19 protein-coding genes are annotated in these 22,097 nt (G+C 38.6%); 2 read left to right on the top strand and 17 right to left on the bottom strand.

All coding sequences use genetic code 11. From position 1 onward, the window contains the following. Positions 1-68: 68 nt before the first annotated feature. Together fabF and BMMGA3_RS04405 are read right to left on the bottom strand one after the other, a co-directional pair. Positions 69-1,310: a beta-ketoacyl-ACP synthase II gene (gene fabF / locus BMMGA3_RS04410; RefSeq protein WP_004433597.1), complete on the bottom strand. Its 1,242-nt coding sequence runs from the start codon at positions 1,308-1,310 to the stop codon at positions 69-71. A gap of 271 nt (positions 1,311-1,581) precedes the next feature. After that, positions 1,582-2,514, bottom strand: coding sequence for a beta-ketoacyl-ACP synthase III (locus BMMGA3_RS04405; protein WP_004433595.1), 933 nt, complete (start codon positions 2,512-2,514; stop codon positions 1,582-1,584). 216 nt (positions 2,515-2,730) lie between these two features. On the opposite strand from BMMGA3_RS04405, the gene BMMGA3_RS04400 reads away from it, so the two are divergent. Further along, a complete protein-coding gene (locus tag BMMGA3_RS04400; RefSeq protein WP_004433594.1) occupies positions 2,731-3,033 on the top strand; it encodes a hypothetical protein in 303 nt (100 codons plus the stop codon). Positions 3,034-3,091: 58 nt separating this feature from the next. Here the strand turns inward: BMMGA3_RS04400 and BMMGA3_RS04395 are convergent, their stop codons facing one another. From BMMGA3_RS04395 to BMMGA3_RS04385, 3 genes are all read right to left on the bottom strand, one after another. Continuing rightward, on the bottom strand, positions 3,092-4,042 hold the full coding sequence (locus tag BMMGA3_RS04395; RefSeq protein ID WP_004433592.1) for a BMP family ABC transporter substrate-binding protein: 951 nt from the start codon (positions 4,040-4,042) through the stop codon (positions 3,092-3,094). A 167-nt stretch (positions 4,043-4,209) separates the two neighbouring features. Next, positions 4,210-5,073, bottom strand: a complete 864-nt coding sequence (locus BMMGA3_RS04390) for a hypothetical protein (protein WP_004433587.1) — start codon at positions 5,071-5,073, stop codon at positions 4,210-4,212. An 80-nt stretch (positions 5,074-5,153) separates the two neighbouring features. Continuing rightward, a complete protein-coding gene (locus BMMGA3_RS04385; RefSeq protein ID WP_004433585.1) occupies positions 5,154-5,891 on the bottom strand; it encodes a hypothetical protein in 738 nt (245 codons plus the stop codon). Between the two features lie 202 nt (positions 5,892-6,093). Between BMMGA3_RS04385 and BMMGA3_RS04380 the strand changes: the two genes are divergently transcribed. Beyond that, positions 6,094-6,276, top strand: a complete 183-nt coding sequence (locus tag BMMGA3_RS04380; RefSeq protein WP_004433583.1) for a YjzD family protein — start codon at positions 6,094-6,096, stop codon at positions 6,274-6,276. A 133-nt stretch (positions 6,277-6,409) separates the two neighbouring features. On the opposite strand, the gene clpB is transcribed toward BMMGA3_RS04380, so the two are convergent. The 12 genes from clpB to moaA all read right to left on the bottom strand — a co-directional run bounded on the left by clpB (position 6,410) and on the right by moaA (position 21,957). Next, positions 6,410-9,049 (bottom strand): ATP-dependent chaperone ClpB, encoded by a 2,640-nt coding sequence (clpB, locus tag BMMGA3_RS04375; RefSeq protein WP_004433581.1) that lies wholly within the window; start codon positions 9,047-9,049, stop codon positions 6,410-6,412. Positions 9,050-9,151: 102 nt separating this feature from the next. Further along, positions 9,152-9,331: a YjzC family protein gene (locus BMMGA3_RS04370; protein WP_004433579.1), complete on the bottom strand. Its 180-nt coding sequence runs from the start codon at positions 9,329-9,331 to the stop codon at positions 9,152-9,154. A gap of 125 nt (positions 9,332-9,456) precedes the next feature. Next, positions 9,457-10,410 carry an ornithine carbamoyltransferase gene (gene argF, locus BMMGA3_RS04365; protein ID WP_004433577.1) on the bottom strand — a complete coding sequence of 318 codons (954 nt, stop codon included), beginning with the start codon at positions 10,408-10,410 and terminating at the stop codon, positions 9,457-9,459. Then, on the bottom strand, positions 10,407-13,520 hold the full coding sequence (locus BMMGA3_RS04360; protein ID WP_004433574.1) for a carbamoyl-phosphate synthase (glutamine-hydrolyzing) large subunit: 3,114 nt from the start codon (positions 13,518-13,520) through the stop codon (positions 10,407-10,409). Before BMMGA3_RS04360 ends, argF begins: the two co-directional genes overlap by 4 nt. Further along, complete coding sequence (locus BMMGA3_RS04355; RefSeq protein WP_004433573.1) at positions 13,513-14,595, bottom strand: carbamoyl phosphate synthase small subunit; 1,083 nt, start codon at positions 14,593-14,595, stop codon at positions 13,513-13,515. Before BMMGA3_RS04355 ends, BMMGA3_RS04360 begins: the two co-directional genes overlap by 8 nt. 67 nt (positions 14,596-14,662) lie before the next feature. Beyond that, the gene (locus BMMGA3_RS04350; RefSeq protein WP_004433571.1) at positions 14,663-15,826 is read right to left on the bottom strand and encodes an acetylornithine transaminase; all 1,164 of its coding nucleotides are present in this window, start codon (positions 15,824-15,826) and stop codon (positions 14,663-14,665) included. Then, positions 15,823-16,596 (bottom strand): acetylglutamate kinase, encoded by a 774-nt coding sequence (gene argB, locus BMMGA3_RS04345; RefSeq protein WP_004433569.1) that lies wholly within the window; start codon positions 16,594-16,596, stop codon positions 15,823-15,825. Before argB ends, BMMGA3_RS04350 begins: the two co-directional genes overlap by 4 nt. Positions 16,597-16,608: 12 nt before the next feature. Further along, positions 16,609-17,841 carry a bifunctional ornithine acetyltransferase/N-acetylglutamate synthase gene (argJ, locus tag BMMGA3_RS04340; protein ID WP_004433567.1) on the bottom strand — a complete coding sequence of 411 codons (1,233 nt, stop codon included), beginning with the start codon at positions 17,839-17,841 and terminating at the stop codon, positions 16,609-16,611. A 19-nt stretch (positions 17,842-17,860) separates the two neighbouring features. Then, complete coding sequence (gene argC / locus BMMGA3_RS04335; protein WP_038502064.1) at positions 17,861-18,895, bottom strand: N-acetyl-gamma-glutamyl-phosphate reductase; 1,035 nt, start codon at positions 18,893-18,895, stop codon at positions 17,861-17,863. 165 nt (positions 18,896-19,060) lie between these two features. Beyond that, the gene (mobB, locus tag BMMGA3_RS04330; protein ID WP_034669197.1) at positions 19,061-19,615 is read right to left on the bottom strand and encodes a molybdopterin-guanine dinucleotide biosynthesis protein B; all 555 of its coding nucleotides are present in this window, start codon (positions 19,613-19,615) and stop codon (positions 19,061-19,063) included. After that, positions 19,603-20,868 (bottom strand): molybdopterin molybdotransferase MoeA, encoded by a 1,266-nt coding sequence (gene glp, locus BMMGA3_RS04325; RefSeq protein WP_004433559.1) that lies wholly within the window; start codon positions 20,866-20,868, stop codon positions 19,603-19,605. The genes mobB and glp overlap by 13 nt, the downstream gene beginning before the upstream one ends. Positions 20,869-20,940: 72 nt before the next feature. Next, a complete protein-coding gene (moaA, locus tag BMMGA3_RS04320; protein WP_004433557.1) occupies positions 20,941-21,957 on the bottom strand; it encodes a GTP 3',8-cyclase MoaA in 1,017 nt (338 codons plus the stop codon). Positions 21,958-22,097 lie beyond the last annotated feature (140 nt).

The raw sequence follows: 22,097 nt of genomic DNA, 5'->3' as shown, positions 1-22,097 counted from the left end.
TTGCGTTCATGTGTGAAAATGTGTCAAAAAGTTTTAAAAAAAAGAACGGGAGAAACCCCCGTTCAATTTCAGTCCCTGTATTTCTTAAACACAATGGTCGCATTATGGCCGCCAAATCCAAACGAGTTGCTGATAGCTGCGTCGATTTCCTGCTTTCGCGCCTCGTTTGGAACATAATCAAGATCACATTCCGGATCAGGTGTTTCCAAATTGATCGTTGGTGGCAATATACTTTCTTTTAATGCTAAAACAGTAAAGATCGCTTCAATTCCACCGGCAGCTCCCAATAAATGGCCTGTCATTGATTTAGTCGAGCTTATCGCCAATTTGTAAGCATGATCCCCAAACACTTCTTTTATTGCCAGCGTTTCATATTTATCGTTATATTCGGTACTTGTGCCATGCGCGTTAATATATTGAATTTCCTCAGGTCTTAAACCCGCGTCTTTAATGGCAATTTTCATGGCACGTGCTCCACCTTCACCAGCAGGAGCTGGAGCTGTAATGTGATAAGCATCACCTGTCGCACCATAGCCAACTATTTCAGCATAAATCTTTGCTCCACGTGCTTTCGCATGCTCAAGTTCTTCAAGAACAATAATTCCTGCGCCCTCTCCCATAACAAAACCATCACGGTTTTTGTCGAATGGTCGGCTCGCAGTTTTTGGATCTGGATTCGTTGATAAAGCAGTATTAGCACAGAAGCCTGCAACCGCCATTTTTGTAATCGGTGCTTCAGTCCCTCCTGTGATCATTGCGTCTGCATCTCCGCGCTGAATGACTTTAAATGCATCGCCAATCGAGTTTGTGCCGGTAGCACAAGCTGTTACCGTACAAGAATTAAATCCTTTTGCCCCGAGGATGATCGATACTTGTCCGGTTGCCATATCAGGAATCATCATTGGCACAAAAAACGGGCTGACCCTTCTGTAGCCGCGGTTTAAAAACGTTTCAAACTGCTGTTCAAAGGTTTCCATACCGCCGATTCCCGATCCGATCCAAACACCTATTCGATTTGCATTTTCTTCATTTATAACAAGCCCTGCATCTTCAACTGCCATTAAAGAGGCAGCTACAGCATATTGAGTGAACCGATCCATTTTTCTTGCGTCTTTTTTATCAATAAAGGTTTCAGGGTTAAAATCTTTTACTTCTGCAGCAACTTTAGCAGGGTATTCATCCCGGTTTACTCTCGTCATAAGATCGATTCCCGAGACGCCTGCAATTATGTTGTTCCAAGTAGTATCAACGTCATTGCCGAGAGGTGTTACAGCACCTATTCCAGTTACAACAACTCTACGTTTTTCCATTTGTTTTGCATCTCCTTTTACGCTCTTTTCCAAAATTTTTTTCTTTTAGAAACCATAAAGGCGCGCACCAGCCATCGAGCCCAAAATTCTTTTTTAAGTAAATTTTTGCTTTTAGAAAACCTATGAGTTGCTTGATGCCAGAACCCGCATCAAACGCACCGTTTATTCGCAGGCAAATTGGAAACCCTATAGATTTTTATTATAGAATGACATTTACAATCTTAACAATAACAACATAGTCTGCGAAAAGAGCAATCAAAAATTTAAGTGATTAAAGTCCCCAGCGCATTGCAATGGCACCCCATGTCAAGCCGCCGCCAAAACCTACCATTACAATGAGATCATCGTCTTTTATTTTGCCAGCTTCAACTTCTTCAACGATTGAAATGGGAATCGATGCTGCTGAAGTGTTCCCATATTTACGAACTGTTTTTGACATTTTTTCTTCAGGAAGCTCAAAACGCTGGCGGGCAGACTCCATAATTCGTATATTTGCTTGATGTGGAATCAAGAAGTCGACATCTTCTTTTGATAATCCGGCTTTTTCTAGTACATTTATGCTGCTTTCTCCCATTTGCCTAACAGCAAATTTAAATACTTCCCGGCCATTCATAATCACATATTCATCCTGATAAAGGTGTTTTCCTCCTGTACCATCAGCCCCCAGTTCAAATGATAAAATGCCCCTTCCTTCCGAAACAGGCCCCATAACAGCTGCACCTGCTCCATCTCCAAATAATACAGCGGTATTTCTATCTTCCCAATTAACAACTTTCGATAGTTTTTCCGCGCCGACTACGAGAACATATTTATAAGTCCCGGTCTCAATGAACTGCTTTGCCGTTACCATTCCATACATAAAGCCTGCACACGCAGCACTGATGTCCATGGCAGCAGCCTTTTTTGCCCCCAATTTTTCCTGAAGCATACAGGCTACTGATGGAAATGGCTGATCTGGAGTTACTGTTGCTACTAAAATAAGATCGATTTCTTCAGCGGATATGTTTGCATTTTCAATTGCTTTTACAGCTGCTTCGTATGCCATATCCGATGTATCTGTTTGGTCATCGGCAATCCTGCGCTCTTCAATTCCTGTTCTTGTCCGAATCCATTCATCTGACGTATCCATTATCTTTTCCAAATCAAAGTTTGTTACTATTTTTTCAGGCAAGCTTCTGCCTATTCCAATTATTCCTGCGTTCATGGAGACAACTCCTTTACCTTTTTCATTTTAAACATGATTAACAATACAGGTTATTATCAATTATTATGACTTGGTACTAATTTTATCAAATGTTTTATGTGTGATGCAATATATTAAATGCTGACTCTATTCGCTATTATAAACAATTGTCTATACCGAACTGCAGATAATTACATAATGTACTAACAAGGAATTATTTTAAGGGAGGTTAAGAAAATGGAAGATGCACAAAAAGAAGATCAAGAGGTTAAAACGATGGAAAATGCATCAAAATCAAAAGATATACCAAATGTTGATAAGATGCAAGAGGATCCTTTTAGAAGGTTCATGTTCGGCCCGAGAAGACAGCTACCAGAAAGCAAAGCTCAGGACTTTCGATCAAATAATGACGGAGATCAAATTGATTATATGCTGCTTATGGAAAATATCGATATGTTGTTGGATTCTGCCAAACAATTAAAGCCAATTTTAAATAAGATTACTCCAATTATTAATCAGTTTATAAAAAAGAATAAGTAAAGCTGCCATAAATAAGTGGCAGCTTTACAATTATTAATGTTTTTCTAATATTGTATGCCTACTCATTTGGAAGTTTTCCGGTTTTTTTATAATCTTCAATATACGAATTTATTTCAGCTTTAAATTCATCATCTATCAGTGGACTGAACTCCCCGAGAGAAATGACTCCATCTTTAAAATCAAAATGTAGATTTCCGGATTTGAGTTTACCGTTGTTATATTGTTCTGCTACTAATTCGTAAAGCTTATCAACATGCTGAATTGTACTTGTCAAAACTGTTGATTTGCCAAGGTCGGATTCATCAGATATATAGCCGATTGCAAAAAGTCCCTGCTCTTTGGCTTTTTCAATAACCGGAACGTTATAGCCATCACCGGCAGGATAAACGACATCCACACCAGCCTTAATCATATTGTCTAAAATTGTCATTGCTGTCTGGTCATCATCCCATTGGCCAACATATTGGATATTTACGTCCACTTGTTTATTTTCAAATTTCGCACCTTCGTAAAAACCTTCAACTTCAGGCTGCCATTCATAAGCTGCAATGATTCCTACCTTGTTCTTTTTTGTCATATGAGAAGCTACCATCCCACCAAAAAAACCCATCGCATAGGCTTGGAAATTTAAACTTGTTGTATTTTTATTTTTAGCGTCGCCATTAAAACTAACGAAATGAATATTCGGATAATTTTTTGAAATTTTATTAAAATACTCAGCGTATTCATTCCCGTGCCCGAAAATTAAATTGACTCCTTTTTGGTCAAATTCTTTTACGGCTCGTTCTACTCTTAATTCAGAATTCATCCCTTCTTTAATATAAACATCTACGTTAAAACGAGATTGGATTTTCAGCATTCCTTTATATCCTTTTGTTCCCCAAACCTGGTCGTTTACTGTATCAGGCACAAGCAAACCTACTTTTTTTAATTTACCAGTTTTGGTCGGCTGCTCACATCCAGCCAATACAAGAAGACATAAAAGAATGACTCCGAAACGTTTTAACATCCATTGCATCTCCTTCACTCAGCCTCTCCCGATAAAGAAAAGATGGAAATAAGCAAAGCTTTTTCCAGATAGTTAAAAACTGAGACAATCGTCCCGATATAGACAGTTATCTCTTTCATTCTACCTTCAACAAAATGAAATGAAAAGTTCTTTCCTTTATTACAATATTATTCCAACCACATGTTATTAAAAGATAAAATGCGTTCTAAATGGTCTTTTTGTTTCTTAAGTCCATCTAAAAGTTCTCCGCTTGCCTCGACACTTTCAGCCGGGACTTTGCTATCAATAAAAAGGTCTTCTTTTTCAGTTCCTCTGACTTCATTCGTTTCAATCGCAAGTGATTTTGCGCATTTCAGCCAGCTGTCATTAACTGTATTCTTTAAGTAACAGCTTTTAATGCTCTTTTTTTCAAAAATATCAAAAATTTTATTTACAGAATCTTCGATATAAATTGCATCAAAAATCCACTCGTGATTTTTCAAAACAGGCTTTACATTATTGCCAAGCCGGTGAAGAAAAGTTTGCTGAAAAATAAATTGTTGGGGTTGGCACGGACCAAATAAAGTGGGAATATAAACGGATGTTAGTGATGGATGATCTGTGAATTTTTCAAATAAATCATGAAGTACGTCCAATTCATGTTCTTCTCTTATTTCTTCATTATTTTTTACTAACAATTGAATTGGCAATAGCATCAAAATTTTTGATTTAATAAACCGAGGATAAGATGTGTTCCAAAACTGCTTGTCTTTTAATAGCGCACGGATTTTATTTTTTACAAAATAATCATAAACTGAAATAATGATTAATACCGAATCGCTCTCTCTAAAGTTTTGTTGTTTCCAGTCTTCCAATGACAATTCGTTAAAATTTGCATTTCTGCCTACTTCCATCCGCTTTTCTTCAAGAAAAAAATCTTCCTCTTCAAGGTCTAAATGAATCCCGTTAACTTGATATCCTTTCTCAAGCAAACTTTTACAAAGACTAAAACCTAAAAACTCGTATGTTCCAATGATCACTGCCTTGTCCATATTAATGCCTCCCTGAAACACATTCCCTTTATTTTATGCTCGGTTTATATGATTTATTTCTTTTCAGGGAGTCCATGGAATTAAAGAATTTTCTCATGTTTATTCATAAACCGTACAATTTGATTAGCAAGCTGTTGCTGTTTTTCCGGGATTAGGTAGGTTTTCGATACAGATGAATACTCATTTTCCCATTTTGTGGATAAATCATCGATAAGGTTTCTTTGGGAAAAATTTTGATTTCTTGTCAAAATGTAAATAATTTTCACAGGATGCCCAGAATGAAACACCGGCAAATCTTTTTTCGAAAGTATGATTTTCTCCACTTCTTTTGGTTCTAATTCATAAGCTATGGAAAGCTCTTTCAGCAGCTTTTTGTAAAAAAACTTGCGTTCCTTTTCATATTCCAAATGATGCGATAACGATAGGATAGGATTTAGCAGAATAACCGATCTGATATTTTCTTTCATTTCCATCATTAATTTTATAGCGGTTAATGCTCCCATTCCTTCAGCTAAAAGATGGATTCTACTATTAATAATTTCCGTTCTCATAATATGGTTGTATAGTCGTTTCGCCAGATTTACCGCTTTTTTACTTCCCCAATTCTTCCCATAAAAATTTGAATAAAATACTGTATAGCCTTCCCGCTTCAATGTTCGAAGCAAAGCCTTTTTTCCTTCATTTTGAAGCCAAAAACTGCTTTCCTCATCGACAAAATTCCGATCATCTCCAATAATTAGGATACCGAAACCTTTAGGTCTTTCGGGATAATGGATGATACTCCATTCGGTATCCAATTGAAAGTTCCGGTGCTCCATGTCAAACACTCCTTTAACAGACTTGTTCATATTAATGTATGAAGATTCACTGTTGATGATAGGGTAGATGGCCCAATTTGGAAAAAGAAGTGTGTAAAAAACATATTTATGCCCATGAAGTGAAAATAATAAAATGGCGTTTAATATTTAATAGTGGTATGGTAATATTAAAATGGACTTTAATACATAAGAGGTGAATAAGGTGCGATATTTCTGGACATTTTTCTGGACTTTTCTTCTTATCCAAATGTTGGCTTATGTAACTGGTTCAATGATCGGTACTAAGTATGATTTAACAACCGGTTCCATTTTAGCAGTCGCTGCAACGATCTTCATTTATATTGTTCCGCTGATTTTGCCGAACGATCCTGTTGAAAAGCATTAAAAAGGCTGTCTCATAAGGGTCTGACCTCATGTGCATTTATCAATGTATAGCACATTTATCCAACATTATGTCCCATTTATTGTGTTATGGGGTCTGACCCTTAGGCTTTTGAGACAGCCTCTTTATCCCTTCATTAACGAACAGTGAGGTCTCCACTGATGGAAGTTTCATTTTGTCTCAGTTTTAATGTGATTTCTCCATTTTCAATTCCAATTTCCACTACGGCTTGTTCCCTAATGCTTCCTTTGACAATTTCTCTTGCCAGTTTTGTTTCAACATGACGCTGAATGAATCGTTTAAGCGGTCTTGCTCCATAAATGGGATCAAAACCATTTTCGGCAATGTATTCTTGTGCTTCATTTGTAATTACTAAGCGGATCTCCTGATCGTTAAGTCTTTTCTGTAAGTCAGAAATCAGTTTTGCTACAATTTGTTTTATTTCTTCAAATGATAACGGTTTAAATAAAATGATTTCATCAACACGGTTAAGAAATTCCGGACGGAAATGACCACGCAATTGAGATAACACCTTATCTTTTGTTTCATCTGTAATCTCTCCATCTTTATTCGTTCCTTCAAGCAGAATAGATGATCCAATATTTGATGTCATAATGATTACCGTATTCTTAAAATCAACAGTCCTTCCTTGAGAATCAGTAATCCGACCGTCATCAAGCATTTGCAACAAAATATTAAACACTTCCGGATGCGCTTTTTCAATCTCATCTAACAGGATAACTGAATATGGATTTCTTCTTACAGCTTCTGTTAATTGTCCTCCTTCTTCATACCCTACATATCCCGGCGGAGCTCCAATTAACCGTGATACGGCATGTTTCTCCATATATTCAGACATATCAATTCGAATAATATGGTCTTCCGAATCAAATAATGACTGGGCAAGAGCTTTAGCAAGCTCTGTTTTCCCTACACCAGTTGGGCCTAAAAAAATAAACGATCCGATCGGACGGTTTGGATCTTTAATCCCTGCTCTTGCACGTAAAACAGCATCTGATACAAGGTTTACTGCTTCATCTTGTCCAACTACTCGTTCATGTAAAATACTCTCTAGACGTAGAAGTTTCTCTCTTTCTCCTTCAACAAGCTTTGAGATTGGAATACCCGTCCAACGTGAAACAATTTCAGCAATTTCTTCTTCGGTAACTTCTTCTCTAAGCAATCGGCTTCCCTGTTTTTCTTTCTCTTCATTCTCTAGCTCTTTTAATTCTTTTTCCAAAGCAGGAATTTTCCCATGTCTCAGTTCGGCTGCTTTGTTTAAATCATAATTATTTTCAGCTTCCTCAAGCTCTCTGCGAAGTCTTTCAAGTGTTTCACGTTTTTCCCTAACTCTTTGAATCGCTTCTTTTTCTAACATCCACTTCACTTTCATAGAATTTGCCTTTTCTTTCATATCCGCTAATTCTTTTTGAAGAGCTTCCAGCCGCTCTTTACTTGCTTCATCAGTTTCCTTTCTTAATGCAGCCTCTTCAATTTCTAGTTGCATCACTTTTCGCGTTACTTCGTCCAGTTCGGAAGGCATCGAGTCAATTTCCGTCCTGATCATGGCACATGCTTCGTCCACCAAATCAATTGCCTTATCGGGAAGAAAACGGTCCGTAATATAACGATCTGAAAGAGTAGCAGCAGCAACGAGCGCCCGATCATGAATATTGACTCCATGATGAATTTCAAATCTCTCTCTTAAACCTCTTAATATTGAAATCGTATCTTCAACATTTGGTTCCTGAACGAGCACTGGCTGGAACCTTCGCTCCAGTGCCGGATCCTTTTCAATATATTTCCGATGTTCATCAAGGGTTGTCGCTCCGATACAATGCAATTCTCCTCTGGCAAGCATCGGTTTCAGCATATTTCCTGCATCCATAGCCCCTTCTGTTTTCCCGGCTCCAACAATCGTATGAAGCTCGTCAATAAACAAAAGGATGCGCCCTTCACTTCTCTTTATTTCATTTAATACAGCTTTCAATCTTTCTTCAAATTCACCCCGGAATTTGGCCCCTGCGATTAATGAGCTTATATCAAGAGCAAAAATGGTTTTATCCTTCAGTCCCTCTGGAACATCCTTTCGTACAATTCTCTGTGCGAGGCCTTCAACAATCGCAGTTTTTCCTACTCCCGGTTCACCGATTAAGACGGGGTTGTTTTTCGTTTTTCTTGAAAGGATCCGAATGACATTTCTAATTTCACTGTCTCTACCGATAACTGGGTCAATTTTTCCTTCCTTTACTTCCGCCACTAAATCTCTTCCGTATTTTTTTAATGCTTCATAGGTAGATTCCGGGTTTTGTGTTGTCACTCTCTGATTCCCCCTAATTTCTTTAATTGCCTCTAATGCCGATTGAATTGTGACCCGAAAATTTTTTAACACTTGACCTGCTGCTGACTGTTCTGTATTAATAGCTGCAAGCAGGATATGTTCAACAGACAAATATTCATCATTAAAAAGCTTCATCTGGGTTTCAGCTTCTGCTAACACCTTTTGTAAAACAGGAGTGATATAAACTTTTCCTTGTTCAACACCGCTCCCTATGACTTGCGGTTTCTTAGCTAACAAATTTTCGAGTTTATTCTTAAAATCGTTTGAAGAAAGTTGAAGTTTTTCCAAAATAGAATGAACTAGGCTATTCTCATCTTCCAAAAGAGCTAAAAATATATGTACATCATCAATTTCCTGATGCTGATTTTGAGTCGCCAATGTTTGTGCCCTTAAAAAGGCTTGCTGCAACCGTTCTGTCATTCGATTAATGTCCATTGCTGCACCTCCCGTCTGACCTTTTTTGACCTTTAGCTATATTATAAAAGCAATTTTTTGCATATGTAAAGCCACCCGCATTGGATGGCTGAAGAAAAATTATTAAGGTTTTCGTTGATATGTCCAAATACGATTATGGTTTGACGTTTCCGGAAACTTATCTCCGGCTTTTAGTTTTAATTGCTGCGGATTTTTTACATTGCTCCCTGTTTCACCGATTTCAATATATATTCCATTATTGGGAGCTTTTTGGCCTGGGCGGAAATGACGGTTTTGTCCCATTGCTTTAAACCTCCTTTTGCCTTTCTCTTGCTTATTATTCTCCTTCCTTTCCAAGTTCATTCCCTTGTCTGTTTTTCCTTTATAAAAGAAAATAGGCCTCCTCTAGTAAAGAGAAGACCTTGTTGTTATTTTAAAATTTCTGCTAAAAGCGCCTTTTGAACATGAAGCCTGTTGCCGGCTTGTTGAAAGACAGCAGAATGGCTGCCATCAATAATTTCTGCGGTAACTTCCTCTCCCCTATGTGCCGGCAGACAATGTAAAAACAGAAAATCGTCCTTTGCGTTTTTTACAAGACGCTCGTTCACTTGAAAATCTTTAAAAACCTTTAATCTTTGCTGATTTTCCTGTTCCTGTCCCATACTGGTCCAAACATCAGAATATATAATGTCCGCTCCAATAACAGCTTCGAACGGATCATTTAAAATATGAACCTGAGAGCCAGTTTCAGATGCTGCAGCCTTCGCGAGAGAAACAACCTCTGAATTTGGTTCATAACCAGGCGGACTAGCAACTGTAACATCAATGCCCATTTTCGAGGCACCGATCAATAATGAGTGGGCAACATTATTTCCGTCTCCAATATAAACAAGTTTTAATCCTTTAAAAGTTCCTTTAACCTCTTGAATTGTTAACAAATCAGCTAAAACCTGACATGGGTGTGACAAATCTGTAAGGCCATTGATAACAGGAATATCAGCATGATATGCCAATTCTTCCACAATCGAATGTGAAAAAGTTCGGATCATAATGGCATCTATATATTGGGATAAAACTTTGGCTGTATCTGCAATCGTTTCTCCTCTGCCAAGCTGCAAATCATTGCTATTTAGATACAATGCATGCCCCCCCAGCTGCAGCATCCCGGCTTCGAAAGAAACGCGTGTTCTTGTCGACGGTTTTTCAAATATCATCCCAAGTATTTTCCCCTTCAATAAAGAAGAAAATTGTTCCGGTGCGTTTTTCATTTGTTTTGCTTTTTTAAGCAGAGCTTCGATTGTGCCTGCAGAATGATCAGCTAAAGATAAAAAATCCTTTCCCTTTAAATCCGACTTAATAGCATTTGCTTGAATTGACATCATACTACTGTCACATCCTTTACTCTGTTTTCGTGCCATTCTTCAATTGGAGTTACTTGTAAATTCGTTGCATTCATTGCTGAGAAAAAGGCCATCAATGTTTCTTTTTCACTAAAGGTTGGAATCCTGTTTTTTGTTCCAATTTCTCTCAGTTTTTGATCTTCATTCGATTCATTCGTACTATAATACGCGAGTACATCGGATTGTAATTCGTCTTTCTTTAAATCGGATGCTTTCTTAAGTTCAATTCCTAGGCGCTCAGCATATGGGCGGAGTTCAGAAAGCTTTTCCCCATTCCCGCAAATAATTCGGTTTTTCTTCGTTCTGTCTTTTAAAACCGGATGAAACACTTTTCTTAATGCTTCTTCAAAATTTTGAGCAAGGCATATTCCCTCTCCCGTAGATTTCATTTCAGGCCCTACTTTCGGGTCCAATCCGTTTAAAGCGAAATTTGAAAAAACCGGATATTTAATGCAATGGAAAGAAGCTGTTTCCATACAATGTTTCGATTCCGACAAAATGTATTTCCCAAGCAATATTTTTGTCGCAATTTGGATCAATGGAACCCCTGTAACTTTGCTGACAATCGGAACCGTTCTGCTAGCGCGCGGATTAACCTCCAGGACGTAAACATCATTACCGTCAATAATATATTGAATATTCATGACTCCTTTATATTGAAGCTCCTGCACAATTGTTTTTGCATACTTCAACATCTTCTCTTTTGCAATGGCTGAGAGATTTTTCGCGGGAAGGACAGACATACTATCTCCGGAGTGGACGCCGGTTTTTTCAATATGTTCCATAATGGTCGGCACCAATATGTTTACTCCGTCTGCTGCTAAATCAATTTCTGCTTCTTTTGCATGCAAAAACTGATCGACCAATATAGGGAAAGAAATATCCGTTCTTTGCAGGAACAATCTCAAATCGTAGTCATTTCTAATAATTTCCATTCCTTTGCCGCCGATTACGTAAGATGGACGCAGCAGGACAGGATAACCGATTTCTTTTACTTTCTCCGGCAATTCTTCTAGGCTATAGGCAATATCCCCTTTGATATGTGGAATCTTTACTCGATCAAGCAACTCATAAAAGCGTTCCCTGTCTTCCAATACATCAATCGTATCAGAATTTGTACCGAGAAGTTCTACACCATATTCTTCAAGCTCGTTTGCTACGTTTAGGGCAGTTTGCCCCCCGAATTGGACAATAACTTCAGTAATACCTTCGGATTCAATAATGTTTAAAATATCTTCCAGAGTCAATGGCTCAAAATAAAGGCGATCAGCTGTTGCAAAATCAGTACTGACTGTTTCCGGGTTATTATTTACCATAATTGTTTCAATATTTTCCTGCTTTAAAGCATAAACGCCATGAACAGAACAATAATCGAATTCAACCCCCTGACCGATGCGGATCGGACCGCTCCCAATAATAAGGACTTTTCTTTTAATAGAAGGTAATTGCTCATTTTCACCAAAATAGGTTGAATAAAAGTAGTTTGAATTGGCTTTAAATTCAGCTGCGCACGTATCAACCATTTTATAAACAGGCAATATTCCAAATTCTTTTCGTTTTTGCCTGATCTCTTTCTCCGTTACGTTCCATTCAGTTGCTAAAAACCTGTCGCTAAAACCTTTTTCTTTAAAGAAAGCAAGTTGTTCCTTTGAAACTGTCTCAAAAGTTAATGACTTGATTTGTTTTTCAATGTTGATCAACCGTTCAAAACATTGTAAGAAAAATAAGTCAATTTTTGTTGCTTTATGGATTTGTTCCAATGTAAAGCCTCTGCGAATGCATTCCAAAACAACGAAAAACCGTTCATCTGTTTGTCCGCTTAAAATTTCTGCCAATTGCTCTTCTGACTTAAGTTCCAGTCCCGGAAGCTTTAAGTCGCAATTGTTTATTTCAAGAGAATGAAGGGCTTTTAATAAAGCACGTTCCAGATTTCTGTCGATTCCCATTACCTCTCCTGTTGCTTTCATCTGTGTCCCGAGTTTTCTGTTTATGTTCGGGAACTTGTCAAACGGCCATTTTGGAAATTTGACAACTACATAATCAAGAGCTGGTTCAAAGCTTGCATATGTGTCACCGGTTACCGGATTAATCAATTCAGATAATGTATAGCCGACCGCAAGCTTTGCTGCCATTCTAGCAATCGGATACCCTGTCGCCTTTGAAGCGAGAGCTGAAGAACGGCTCACACGAGGGTTGACTTCAATTAAATAATATTGCTTGCTGTTTGGATCAAGAGCAAATTGGATATTACATCCTCCGATTATTTCAAGTGCCGAAATAATTTTGATCGCTGTTGACCGCAGCATTTGATACTCGTCATCCGTTAATGTTTGGGACGGAGCAACGACGATTGAATCACCTGTATGAATGCCAACCGGATCAATATTTTCCATATTGCAAATCGTTATGCATGTGCCGCTCTTGTCCCTCATCACTTCATATTCAATTTCTTTGTATCCGGCAATACTTTTTTCAACGAGGCATTGTCCGATTGGGCTTTCATTGAGGCCTCTTGTTATGAGAGCGGAAAGCTCCTCCATATTATTGGCTATTCCACCCCCTGAACCTCCGAGTGTATAGGCCGGACGGACGATAATAGGAAATCCGATTTCTTCCGCAAACTGGAAAGCTTCCTCAGCCTTATGGACGATTTTGCTTTCCGGCACAGGCTCCCCAAGGTCTTTCATTAATTGCCTAAAGGCATCTCTGTCTTCGCCTTTTTTTATTGACTCAATTGAGGTGCCAAGTAATTTCACTTGATATTTATCAAGAACTCCATTTTCACTCAACTGGAAGGCTAAATTTAATCCAGTTTGTCCTCCAAGCGTCGCAAGGAGTCCATCCGGACGTTCTTTTTCAATGATTTTTTCCAATACATCTGCCGTAAGCGGTTCAAAATAAATCGAATCAGCAAAAGTATGATCGGTCATAATGGTTGCAGGATTATTGTTCACAAGTATTACCCGGTAGCCCTCCTCTTTAAGGGCAAGGCATGCTTGTGTACCTGCATAATCAAATTCAGCGGCCTGGCCGATGACAATCGGGCCGGACCCGATTACGAGAATTGATTTTATAGTTTGATCTTTAGGCATATGCTATTTCTCTCCCATTGTAAGCCTTAACCATTTCAATAAAATCGTCAAAAAGATAATCAGCATCGTTCGGGCCTGGATTGGCTTCCGGATGGAATTGCACGGTTTGAACCGGCAAATTCTCATGAACAAGGCCTTCAATCGACTGATCATGTAAATTGTAAAACCGAACTTTATAGCCGGTTCCTGTTAAACTTTTTTCATCTACAACATAACTGTGGTTTTGTGAAGACATAAAGACAGTCTTTTGTTTGATATCCATGATCGGATGGTTGGCACCGCGGTGCCCGAAAGGAAGTTTTTTTGTATCTGCTCCAAGAGCAAGTGCCGCTAACTGGTGGCCAAGACATATTCCGAAAACAGGATATTCCTTTAAGATTTTTTTTAATGTTGGCAATATAGCAGATAAATCTTTTGGATCGCCTGGTCCGTTTGATAAAAGAATGCCATTTGGCTCTAATTCTTTAATCGTCTCAAAAGATGTATCATATGGCACAGTTGTTACTCGGCAATTTCTTTTTAATAATGAAGCGAGAATTGATCTTTTATATCCAAAGTCAATCAGAACAATATGAATATCGCCCTTTCCATAAGAGCAAATTTTCGGTTCCGATACTTTGCACACTTTTTGGCTTGTACTTAAGAAAAATTTCAGTTGTGTTGGTTCCTTTTTTAATGACATAACAGCAGGCATTGTTCCGAAGTCGCGAATTTTCTTTACAACTGCCCTTGTATCAATATGCCCAAGCATAGGTATGCTCCATTTTTGCAAATATTGCTTAAGGGAATATTTCGCTTCATAATGTCCTGTTGCATCATTTGATTCATATACAATTACACCCGCAACATGAGGCTGTTTGCTTTCAAAATCTTGTTCATTTATACCGTAATTGCCGATCAGCGGGTAAGTAAAAACGATTATTTGATCTTTATATGAAGGGTCTGTCAATACTTCCTGATAGCCAGTCATCCCGGTATAGAAGACAATTTCTCCTTCGATATCTTTTTGCGGACATTCAGTAAGCCAAATGCCTTTAAATGTTTCTCCGTTTTTCAAATGCAGGTATCCGTCCATTTAGCGCACCTCATGTTTGAATATTTATAATTAAAAAGTAATTTTTATGCATTAATAACCTAAAAAATTACGCCTTTACAGTTTTGTTCATAAATTGTTGAATGGTTGCTTCAATGATTACTGCAGCTTCATCAATCTCCTCCACTGTTACTGTTAATGGCGGCAAGAGCCTTAATACATTGCTGCCTGCCGGTAGTGCAATCAACCCGTTTTTTCTCAATTCTGACAATAATCGCTGAACATCGGTCTTTAACTCAATCCCGATCATTAATCCCATCCCTCTTATTTCTGAAACGATGGGGGATTTACCGAGAACTGTTTTTAATTTCCCAATTAAGTATTTCCCTTTTTCAACAGTATTTTTCAAAAATTCCTCTTGAAAAATGGTTTCCATAGTGGCAATTGCGGCAGCAACAGATACCGGATTTCCTCCAAACGTAGATCCATGGCTTCCGGGACCAAACGCTGATTCTAACTCTATTTTACCGATTACAGCACCAATTGGCAAACCGCTGCCCAAACCTTTTGCAACTGTAACTATATCAGGTTTAAGACCGAAATGCTGAAAAGCAAACGGTTTTCCGGTACGTCCAATACCTGTTTGAATTTCATCGATAATTAATAATGCACCATACTCTTTACAAAGCTTTTCAGTTTCTTTTAAAAATTCTTCATTGGCAATATGAATTCCGCCTTCGCCCTGAACAATTTCTAGCATAACCGCAGCAACACTTTCGTCCATAGCATTTTTTAACATTTCCGTGTTATTGAAAGGCACATAAACAAAGCTTTCGAGCATCGGACCGAATCCTTGTTTAATTTTTTCTTGACCGGTAGCTGCCATTGTCGCAAAAGTACGGCCGTGAAATGATTGTTCAAATGTTACAATTTTATGTTTGCCTGTATATTTTCTTGCTAGTTTAATAGCTCCTTCGTTCGCTTCAGCACCGCTGTTTGCAAAGAAAACTAAATCCATTTCGGCATTCTTCGCAAGAAGTTTTGCAGCTTTTTCCTGTTCTTTTATGTGAAAAAGATTGGACACATGCCAATATTTTTTCAGTTGTGTTTCAATGGCTTCTTCAACTGCTTTTGGCCTGTGGCCTAAATTGCAAACCCCGATTCCTGACGAAAAATCCAAATATTCCTTTCCATTTGCATCAATTAATTTGCACCCATTGGCAGAAACAGGTTCGATCTCCCACTTTTGATAGGTCGGAAATAAATAGCTCATTGCAAAATCCCCGCTTTACCTTGTATTTTTGTACCCATCCAGTTCCGTCCGTCAAAAAATGCCTTTTTGCCGGATACAATCATTACTCTTTCAAGACCTTTTTCGATTGCTGCAAGAGCAGATTTCACTTTAGGAATCATTCCTCCGGTAATTTTCCCCTCGGTTATATACGTATGGATGTCTTCTTCGCTCACATTAGAAACCAAGTTTCCATCAATATAAATCCCGTCAACATCAGTGACAAATAAACAATAATGACAGTTCAGCTCTCGAGCTACAGCAGCTGCTGCATGGTCCGCATTCACATTTAACTTTTCGCCGGTTTTAGAAATGCCTATTGGTGTAATAACCGTAATGATATTTTCCCTTAACAGCATTAAGATTACTTCCTGATTGACTGCCTCAATTTCTCCTACCAATCCGAGCTGTTCTTTATTGATGTACTTTGCTTGAAGGCATTTGCCGTCGCTGCCGTTTAATCCGAAAGCATTAAGTCCGTGTACTTCAAGGAGGTGAACGAGTTTTCGGTTCGTATGACCGGACAGTACCATTTCAACTACTTTCATTGTTTGTTCAGTTGTTTTTCTTAAGCCGTTATGAAATTCCGGCTTAACATGATACAGATTCAACATTTCGTTTATATCAGGTCCGCCGCCATGGACAAAAATTAACTGATAGTTTTGAGAGATCAATTTTTGCAAACTTGAAAAAAACTCCGGAGTTAATGAATCGATGACGCTTCCTCCACATTTAATCAAGACTCTTCTCATTTCCACTCTCCCCTATGTCCGATAGCTGGCATTGATTTTGACATAATCATAGGTTAAATCGCATCCCCAAGCCCGGCCTGTTCCATTCCCGATTTGAAGATCGACAGAAATTTTCACCGTTTCGTTTTTCAAATATTCAGTTGCTTCTTCTTCAGAGAAAGCTTGAGGTTCGCCGTTATGAAGCATGACAATATTTCCAATTGAGACATTGATTTTTTCAGGAACAACTTTTGCATCGCTCTGGCCAACAGCCACAATAATTCTTCCCCAGTTTGCATCCGCGCCGTAAATCGCTGTTTTGACGAGATTAGATCCGACAATTTGCTTTGCAATTTTGTTAGCATCCTCATCTGTTTCAGCACCGGAAACTTCTACTTCAATCAATTTTGTTGCCCCTTCACCGTCTCTTGCAATTTGCTTTGCTAAGTTTTCGCAAGTGGCTGTTAATAGTTGCACGAAAATTGGCCAATCAGGGTGGCTTTGGTTCAATGGGCTGTTTCCTGCTTTTCCATTCGCCATAACTAAAACCATATCATTTGTGGAAGTATCCCCGTCCACAGTTATTTGGTTAAATGATTTGTTTGTTGCTTCCTTTAGAGCTAAACGCAAATCATTTGATTCGACCGCAGCGTCTGTTGTAATAAAAGCAAGCATTGTTGCCATATTTGGATGTATCATTCCGGAACCTTTTGCTGCGCCTCCCATGTAAATGGTTTTTCCGTCAATCGTGGCAGAATAGCAGCATGCTTTCTGGACTAGATCGGTTGTTAAAATCGCTGTTTGAAAAGCTTCTGCATGTTGATCGTCATTTCCCGGCGACAATAATTGAATCCCTTGCTCGATTTTGTCCATCGGCAAAAACTCTCCAATTACCCCGGTGGAGGCAACTGCGACATAATGTTCCTTCAAATGAAATTTTTTTGCGGTTAATTCTCTCATTTTATTGGAATCTTTTAATCCTCTTTCCCCTGTACATGCATTGGCACAAGCGCTATTTACGACAACAGCTTGAAGAAGTCCTTCCTTTGCAATACTGTCTTTCGTTGTTATTAACGGAGCAGCCTGGAAATGACTTGTTGTGTATACAGCTGCACAATTAGCAGGAGTTTCACTTACAATTACACCAATGTCTTTCTTTGAGTATCTAAGTCCTGCATGCACTCCGTCGGCTTTAAATCCTTTTGGAGTTAAAATATTGCCTCCAGTAATGAACTTGATTGCTTCGTTTTCTGTTAAAGTTTGCATGTGGAACAATCCCCCCTCTTTACGGATACAAAGGAACAAAACCAAGTCCTGCTTTTTCATCGATTCCATTCATAATATTGGCATTTTGCACTGCCTGGCCGGCTGCTCCTTTCATTAAATTATCAATAACAGCCACGATCGTAACCCTGCCTGTTCTCTGATCTGCATGAAGCCCAATGTCACAGAAATTTGAACCGCTGACCTCTTTTATCGATGGATATTGGCCTTCAGCCTTGACTCGAATAAAAGGGCTGTTCGCGTATGTCTCTCGATATAATTCGAGAATTTCCCCGGTGCTTTTTTCTTCTAAAAGCTGAACATACATGGTTGCCATAATCCCTCTTGTAATAGGAAGCAAATGTGTACTGAAGGTGATTTGCTTAACTTTTGAACTCCATTTTTTTAACTGCTGCTCAATTTCCGGAATATGCTGGTGCTCATTCACTTTATAAATCTTTAAGTTTTCATTTACTTCAGAAAAATTTATGTTTTTGGAACCAGCTCTTCCCGCTCCGGAAGCACCAGATTTTGCATCGATAATGATGCTGCTTGGATCAATAAGCTCTTCTTTTACGAGCGGTGCAAGCCCTAAGAGTGCAGCGGTTGGATAACATCCGGGATTAGCCACAATCTTCGCAGAAGCAATCTTAGCTCGATTCCATTCACTTAATCCATAAACAGCTGTTTGCAGAAGATCCTCTTTCACAGGTTCTTCTTTATACCAAATTCGATATTCATTCGGATCTGTTAAACGTAAATCTCCTGATAGATCAACGATTTGTATATCGGTTTCTGAAAAAGCTTCAGCCAATTTTCCCGACACCCTTGATGGCGTTGCCAGAAACACTAAATCACTTTCTTTAGCAATTTTATATGGATCAATTTTTTCCAGCTTTTGTTCGAAAATTCCGTTCAAGTGCGGGTATTCCTCATTTATCGTCAATTCTTCTCTCGTTGAATGAATAGATTGTATACTATATACAGGATGGTGATGCAAAATCCTCAGGAGTTCACCGCCTCCATATCCTGTTGTCCCAATAATAGAAACTTTCATCACTTTCACCCTTCAGTCTTGTTGTATATTTAATCAATTATTTTTATATTTATGTATGATTGTTTCTCTTATTATAAAAAGTTAGGAAACTAAAATCAATCATTATTTTGAAATTTATAATATTTTTAAATTTGAAAGTCTGCCTGCAGTAATCCAACTTATTTTTTATTTTTCACTTGATTTCCTGTTTTCAATTATGCGGGATTTCAAATAATTCAAAAGCCAGTTTAAACCGCTGTCATCTTGCAAAGAAAAAACCGGTATATTTTGCTTCTCCGAAAGCATGTAAGAGAGTTGCAAATCTCTGCAAAGGATCAGTTTTAAATTTACCAGCTCCTCGATGATCGGGAGGTCAGCATCGTCTCTAAGGATAACAGCCTTTTCAAACTCTGCTTTTTTATGCCCTTCAATTAAAATAACATCAGGATTAAAAAAAGAAAGAAGGGCAATTTGTTCCTGTAGATTCAAACACATATTATCTGCCTGAAGAAGTATGCTGCCTTCCCCTTCGACAAGCGTTGCTTCCGCTCCTGCAGCTGCATGCATACTGGAATCTTTATTTGCGAGAACAGCTGGTTTGCCGCCGTGCCCGTGGTGTTTAATCGTTGCAACACGCTGTTTTTCAATTGACAACGCTTTAATGAGCTTTATCATGAATGTGGTTTTGCCGCTGTTTTGATACCCGGCAATCTGAAAGACAACTGGGCTTACCAAGGCCATTCGCTCCCTGTTTCATCTTCAAGCATTAAAACGTCAACTTCAGTTCCTCTTTGATATCCCCTTGTACCTCCGGGCAGAATTGTTAATGAATTAGCTGTTGCAAGACTCGTCACTATATTTGATTTATCAAGCCCGCTTGGAGAAACAACAAGTTTTCCGTCCCTTATCGTTAATGTACTTCTAACAAATCGGGTAAATGGATTTGCTTTTGGAAAATCTGCCGCAAGAATTGCTTTTTCCTTTCTCAAATGCGGTTTTTCCGAGAAAAGCATCGTTTTAATGATAGGCCTTGCAAATAGTTCAAATCCAACATAGCAGGCAGATGGATTTCCTGACAATCCAAACAACAATTTTCTTCCAAACTGTGCAACAGTTGTTACACTTCCCGGACGCATCGCGACTTTATTAAACAATCTTTCCGCACCGAGTTTTTCGTAAATAGCAGGCAGATAATCATAATCACCAACTGAGACTCCGCCAGTCGTAATCAACAAATCTACTTCATTTATCGCTTTCCGGACTGCTTCAAAGCATGTTTCAAAATCATCATGGAGTTTGCCTAAGTAACGCACTTCCGCTCCGGCCCGGTCAATTTGAGCAGCAATCATATGAGCATTACTATTTCGGATTTTTCCCGGTTTTAACGGTTCATCAACTTCCAGAAGTTCTGTTCCGGTTGCAAACACCCCGATGACAGGTTTTTTTGCAACAGGCACTTTAGAATACCCAAAAGTAGCCAATACCGCTTGTATTCCCGGATTTATTTTCGTCCCTTTCTTTATAAGGACTTGTCCTTCTATTGCGTCCTCTCCTCGAAACGAAACATTATCCCCTTTCTTAAAAGGCCGCTTAATTGATATGAATTTTTTTCCATCTTTATTGGCTTCTTTTGCAAGTTCCAGCATGACTACCGCATCACTCCCATTTGGCATTTGAGCACCGGTCATAATTCTCACCGCCTGAAATGGACCGACCGTTTTTGAAGAAACCATTCCTGCTCCAATATGGTCAATCACTTCCAATTCAACCGGATTGGTTGGAGATGCTTCCTTTGTGTCATTCGCCCTTATCGCAAACCCGTCGTACGGGGACCGGTCAAAATGGGGTACATCATGTGTTGCTTTTATATCCTCTGCCAGAAATCGGCCATGGCTGTCGTCAATAGAAATTAGCTCTGTTTCGCCTTTTCTTGCGAACTCCATCACTTTTTTTACAGCTTCCCCGATAGGAATAGGGGTTCTTTTTTCAACCATCAACATCAGCTCCTAAAAACAAGTTAATTTTTTTTCGGGATTACTTTAAAAAAACCTCCCTTTATAAGGAGGTTAACCGCCAATAAAAGACATCTCAATTTTTTTACGCAGCGCAGCTGTTTCTTCAGTGCGTTCATCAGAATACCGGTCCTTTCGGTTATTCCATATATTAACAATCCTTTCCTGCAATTGTTCGTCAGTAGCGCCGTTTCTTATAAAATCCCTTATATCATATCCGTTTCCGTTAAATAAACATGTATACAGCTTGCCATTTGCGGACAACCTCGCACGCGTGCAACTTTTGCAGAATGATTCCGAAACAGACGTAATAAAACCAACAAGTATGTCTGTTCCTTTATATCTGTATTTCTTGGCGACTTCACCGAAATAAGCCGGTTCCATTGCTTCAAGGTCATATTTTTCTTTTAAGATATCATAAATTTGTTTTTTCGTTATTACATCATCCATTCTCCAGCCGTTTGTATGGCCAACATCCATAAATTCGATAAATCGCAATTCCAATCCTTCCTGCTTGCAAAAGTCTGCCATTGAAAGAATTTCCGCATCATTTAATCCCTTTTTTACAACCATATTGATTTTTATGCCTAACCCGGATTTTCTTGCCGCTTCGATACCTTTAAGAACCGGTTTCACTTTAACATTGCGTCCGTTAATGATTCCAAATACCTTGTCATTCAAGCTGTCAAGACTTATGTTTACCCTTTTTAGTCCGGCATCTTTTAACCTGTGAGCGAGTTTTGGAAGGAGCACTCCGTTGGTTGTAAGGGCAATATCTTTCAAGCCCTCAATTGTTGAAAGCATTTTAACAAGTTCAGGCAAATCTGCACGAAGGAGTGGCTCTCCGCCAGTAAGCCGGATTTTTTCAACCCCTAATTTCACAAAAATGTTTGCTACACGAAAAATTTCTTCAAATGTCAGTAGTTCACTTTTCGGTAAAAACGCAAAATCGGGGCCAAATATTTCAGCCGGCATGCAATATTGACAGCGGAAATTACATCGATCAATAACAGAAATGCGCAAATCTCTGAGCGGTCTATTTAACTGGTCTTTAATCATTGTTTTTTTCATAACATTCCACTCCATTAATTACAAATTTCCATTCTAAATAGGAAGGAAAGTAGTACCGCCCGCTAAAATGGGATATAAAAGTTATTACTATCTTAACAGTGTTTTCATGGATTGCCTATATTTATTTTCATAATTTTCAA

Source organism: Bacillus methanolicus MGA3, from assembly GCF_000724485.1.
Taxonomy (GTDB): domain Bacteria; phylum Bacillota; class Bacilli; order Bacillales; family Cytobacillaceae; genus Bacillus_Z; species Bacillus_Z methanolicus_A.
The sequence above is the reverse complement of the archived record's forward strand: the minus strand, read 5'-3'. Positions and strand labels throughout refer to the sequence as shown.